1 protein-coding gene is annotated in these 6,000 nt (G+C 37.9%); it reads left to right on the forward strand.

Annotated features, from left to right (window positions below):
• Positions 1 to 891 precede the first annotated feature (891 nt).
• A partial coding sequence (locus AC2YIT_RS30580; protein ID WP_487281711.1) for a hypothetical protein occupies positions 892 to 6,000 on the forward strand: 5,109 nt, incomplete at its 3' end.

Raw genomic sequence — 6,000 nt, forward strand, 5'->3', positions numbered from 1 at the left:
TCTAGCTGTTTCAGACGTGCCAGATTTAGGTGATACCACCTGTCTTTCCGTGGTAGGCCAGATGTACAAATGTATCACGCGGATATCACCGCGCGCTTTATTTGAATCTGGCTCTGCGAGGCTGGGCTCACTCGAAACTCGTTACGCGCCTTGAGACCCTTAATACTAGGTATATATATATACCTAAACCGATATGAACCGGGGTGGGAAAGCATGCTAAGAGAAATCTATAAACGGTGGTACCGGCTTTCAGTACTAAAAGACCCATTGTTGTTTTGCCAATTAGTTTACGGTTTTCATCTAAGCCCATCTGTTCTGATATTATGCTTTAACAAAAGCGAATTTGCACCCAACATCTTTACAAACTTTCCCCCATTTGGAATACGTAGGAGAAAGACATAATCGGGAGCCAGTCCCAGCATGAAGGAAGTCATGAAGTTTTTCGCAATAGTCAATCGTACAAACATACTTTGACAATCATCATAGTAAGGCGCAAAATAACGGAGACAAATCAGCAGCCTCCAGTCCCAATAAATTAACCCTCTTTCCCTAGCATCAATGTTAAAAAAAACAATAGTTGTCAATGAACATGCTAATTACGAAACAATTAATCAGTTCCGCAAGATAATCAAGGAATGCAGAAAAGCCCCATCTTCAAAGATAACAATACACTTCACGCACATAGGGCCTTCAAATTCGAAAGATACTGGCGAGTTAGATCAATTGATATTAGATTATGGAGCTCTTTTATTAATAGACACACATGACTCAACAATAGAATTCCTATTCGATAACGGAATACCTAGTAGTAGAGTATTTAGCGTACGTGCCCAACTAACTCAAATACTTCATTTCCATCCCTCGCTCCACTCACGGCTCAAGCTCAGTGCAATGTTATTAGAAAAAGAGAGTGGGGAATTGAAACAAATAACTTACAATCTGACGAAAGGGGCTACGCACTCGATGCGTTTCATACCGTTAATACTCATTCAAAGCAAGGCTGATATTCAAAAATATCTCGTTAACAAATATACATCAGGAAAGGATGACAATCTTTGGAGCCAGTATCACGATAGTCTAAAATCCCACATCGATAAACGCACAAAAGAAAGCGACTTTAAATACGACGAAGACGGTACGCATCACTTGCATGAACTTAGTTTCTTTGAAACATGCCTTTTAAACATATTGCTTTCTGATGAGATATACCTGGACCGGCGAGTGCGCCAGTCATTCAAACAAAATGTAATCTCCGGAGACTTAGCGACGATAGAGAAGCATCGAAAATTTGTTGCTGACGTATCACGTAGTATTCGAGAACTTGCCACCAATATTTTAGAGCACAGTTCAACAGGAAGCGGCGTTATCAGCTGCCGCATTTATGATCGAGATCGCCTCAAAAAACTCAAGGGAAGGCTAGAGAACGAATACATAGCTCAACGAACGGAGAAAAATTTCATTGACCTCAACGTATTAGACCTTGGCGAAAAATCAATCCGACAAACCTATACGTCAAATCTTGCTAAGCTGAAGGCAACACACGGCAGAAAGCATCCATTTAAAGCCGAAGAAATTGACATAATAAGAGACGAATACAAATTTGAAGATTTCTTTCATGTTGACATAGATAAAATCAAAAATCTCACACATCAGCAAAACAAAATAATAAGTAGGTACGGCTTGCACTACTTTACCCACATAATTAGAGACGCCTATATGGGATACATACAGGTATCCTCGAACGAAGAATCGTGCACACTATTTAAAGGAAATGTTAAAAGAGAAGACTTGCAAGAGTATCCCCCCGCTAACAATTTTGGCACAAACTATCACTGTATAATTCCTATCAATGTCGCGCGTGCCCTGTCGCGTTCAGAGTTAAAAATTTGGAAAAATACAGATAACGATGCCACCAATCTTGACTTCTTTAAAGAATTAGACTACGTCCGGATAATAAACAATACATCACAAAATATCGATCAAAAAAATAAAAATTTAATTTATTACGAAATTCCAAGCTCAACAGATCGAGAAACAAAATTAAAATATGACCGGATTTTTCAAATATACGACCAAGTCGAAAGGATTTCGAAAAACAGACCCGGTGAAATTCTACTTTTAAACGGAAATTTCATCGAAACTGAGGGTGAAAGTCAATGGATAAGGCTGTTGTCTGGGGTAAGTCTGCTATTCAAAGATGTAATTGTCTATAACGTTAATGCAAGTATCGTTAGGGATATAATATCTCAGCGTCGAGCGATTAACCAAAGTAAATCTTTTTCATTCTGGACTTGGGAAAGCAGAGTATTGTTCTATTCATACAAGTATTCAGATATAGATCCTTCAATTATTAGATATGGAGCAACGTTATTAACAGGAAGTTCTGAGTTTGTATTTGACCATATAAATAAAAATATTTGGCGGCATCACTACTCATATCGTAAGGAGTTTTTAAAGGCTACAAAGAGAGAAAGTAACGGGGAGACAGAAGCAATTTATCAAGACTCACAACTATTCAAAAGAAAAAAACTTCTATACTTTGAATTAGTAATAAAAAACATTGATAAACATGGAGCACCGATTTCACTATTCGAACAATCGGTACAATTCTCACTAAATAAAGAATTCAATACGGGAGATTATCACAATTCGAATAATCGGGGATATAAGATATCTGATACTCATTTTCGGTTGGGGTCAAAAATTCATATCAAAGATTTTTACTATGCAAAGAGGTTGTTTCATAATAGCTTTTTTACAACCCCTTTATCCTATATAATTTCAAAATATATTCACACAAATCTAGAAGAAAAATCCAAGTTACTACTTCCACTTCCGCCGGGAGGCTTACATGACTATTCTATAACATTAGTTGGATATGAGGATTATTCAACATTCCTAACAAGCACAATTACAAACTTTCTTGCTTCATACTTGGGAAGTAGTAAATTCATTTTTAACCATAATACTATCAAAGATGGAAAGCTCTCAAAAGGGTTTACATCTACCCACACGAATATACTCTTCATTGTACCTATTGCATCGAGCTTCTCGACGTCACGAAAAATGTCGAATCAAATTGCCGAGATTATGCAAGCACCTGGCCCTGACAGGAATTCAGTCAAATATTCATTTTTTGATTTGCATTTGAACGTGATAATTGTTGGCCACAAATCTCCGTCAGCCACATTTGAGGACATTGCCCGAGATGGTAGTGACAGAATCGGGACGCTTCTGTTCGGAGGGGAGTACCGAACATTTCGTGATCGATTATTGAAAGAGACCTATAACTGGCATGCCATCGACGTTAAAGAAAAGATCGTGGTGATAAAGACAGTGAGTGAGAAACCTGAGACAATCTATCAAAAGTATTTAATACCAGTTTACACAGAATGGAGCGACTCAGACAATTGCACTTTATGTAATCCAGAAGAGATAACGAATGAAAAGTGCCTTATCGAGACTGGTAAGTCCTCTATCACGCCAAGTTTAATCTTTGGATACCCTAAAACCAAGTCTCGAAACATTTTTTCGACAGAACATATAAACCTATCCGGCGCATTACTCTATGGAAACATAAAAAAAGGTAGTAACAATTATCGATACTTTATCGATTCCTCAACTGTGGTAGACCTTAATATCAATTTGCTTAAAACTTGGCTTGCAAGTTTGAAACATAAAGTATTCAACCCAAGGTCGGTCCAGTATAAGAAGGTGGTAATTCTTACACCAGCAAGCGGCCTAAAGTCAAAGTTTATCGATCTTGTAAATGAATATATATTTGAGTATGCCGCAAACTGCCTCACAATTTCATTAGGTGAAGATTATTTAGAAAACTCAGCTTCGCTGTATTCTGATGGACTTCATCAAGCCGATCTCGTAGTATATGTCGACGATGTATTGTCGAGTATAAACTCGTTTTTGGAAACAAACTATATCACGGAATATATTAGAAGCAAAATAACATCCGGAAGAGGAATCGACTATTGCGTATGCTTACTTAACAGAATGACCTACGATTCAGAAGACAATCTGCTGCTCCGCCTTGGGCATACTCCGAATACTGAAAATAGATTATTATACTTCTATAAATTGAACAATACAGCTGTAAAAGAGCCAACTAGCAAGTTTCCGCTTCTAGATGAACGTAGCAGATACCATAGTCTTGCTAACGGTGCGTCACTTGATTCAATTAAGGAACTGTTCTTAATGAAGGCAAATAAGCTTCGGCTTGTTGATATAGAGAACAGTATCAAAGATAGGGCGCAAAGCCCAGAAGGCTTTGCTGGTAAAAAATTACATCAACTTCTAGTTCTGAATATCTTGCAAAAACTATTTGAGATATCAGGTATTTCAAAATCGAACGATGGAGCACCTATAGATCACTATAAGCTCAATCTAGCAGACTTTTTTGACGAGAATATTAGTACTCTTGAAAATATTGAGAGTTTCGTAAAATTTAATCTCAAGCAAGACACTCTAAATGAAAAATTAGCCAAGCGTTATGGTGGAAATATCAGATCCATTATATTAAAAACTATATGCTCTTCACCGCTAATATATTACAAGGAAATACGAATTCCCGCTTTCAGGTGGATAATTCATGAACTTGAGATAGCTAGGAAAGAAATGGAAATTCTAAATGATTTTAATCTATCAACATTCTTTATACATACCCGTAGCCAGTTATTTTCAAAATTCCAAAATCTCAAATTTCTTCTGAAAAGATCTGTGCAACTAAAAAGTAACTATATATTCCATCCCCAATTCCTGGCTGCATTAAAGAACTTCATTGAACTTATACATCGAAATGAGATGCGTCTCAATCCAATTGCACAGCGAGAGAATTTAAAGGTAGCAAAGAGGTTGTCTGCCTTGTATCGAGAAAAGGAGTCTGCGCCTTGGAGGTCAGATATCCTCGAATATGCAGATGAGCTATCTTCGATTACACACAATAATTTTAAACTTGGCAGTGTCCTGCCTAGCGACAACTTTCGTTCGGACAAAGCAAGTAAACATAGTTATGTTACTACTCTATTCGATGAGAGCCAGACAGAGGCCAGAATCAATGAAATACTAGATACGGGTGTCTATTCGCATATTTCATCTAAGCGCTTTATCTACCAGATAATTTCCCTTGTCAAGGAACTTGTTAGCGATCATGAAACTAAAGCTATTAAGCTTGAGGCGAATATAGGCACCGAGGATTTATCCATCTGGGGCTCGAGAAGGCACGATAATCGAAATGGCAATTTCAATCAATTTTTAAGACTACTCAGAATTGAAAATACCGCAATAATCGAAAGCTTCTGGGAGTACGTTAAATCCAAAGAAACAAGCGGAGCTACACGTCAGATATTAATACGCAAGATCGAGGATTTTAACCGAAAGTATCAAGGCGATCCCAAGTATCGAATGATAGTGGAGAATATGGTACCGAAAGCTACCAAATCCCTTGAACACTTCTTGCTACTTCGTTGCAATCTCTTTAATTGGGGGATCGCTACTAATCATAGTGAGCGTACGGGCGATAGCAACCTAAAATCCAAAATCAAGCAGATGCTTGGCTATATTGCTGGCATTGCTGGTGAGGAAACTATTTCAGTCCATTTCATTGTAAATCACCTGAACTTGGCGGATCCTTCGAATGATCAACTATATTCCTTCGAGCCATATCGCGGCGCAATTGTTGATTCGCAGTCGATTATCCTCGACACAACACAAAGTCTAGAAACCTCCCTGACTCAAAAGATGTTTGGTTCACCAATTGAAGGAAAAGTAGATCGCGCCCTTTCGAACCTGGAAATCTACAAGAGAAATGAAGAGATTCATTTTAGACAAGGGTTAGTAGATAGTAGCGAAGTTGGCCAATATTCTGAAGTCAAGGATTTGCAGTATCGCGAGAAATTCTCGCTACTTGTAATTCGGATATCTGATTCTATGGATGATTCTAGCCTGTATACGCAAGCAGTGTTGACTATCGTTTCAAATTTAGATGAT

This window comes from Dyadobacter sp. SRI_021, from assembly GCF_057586235.1.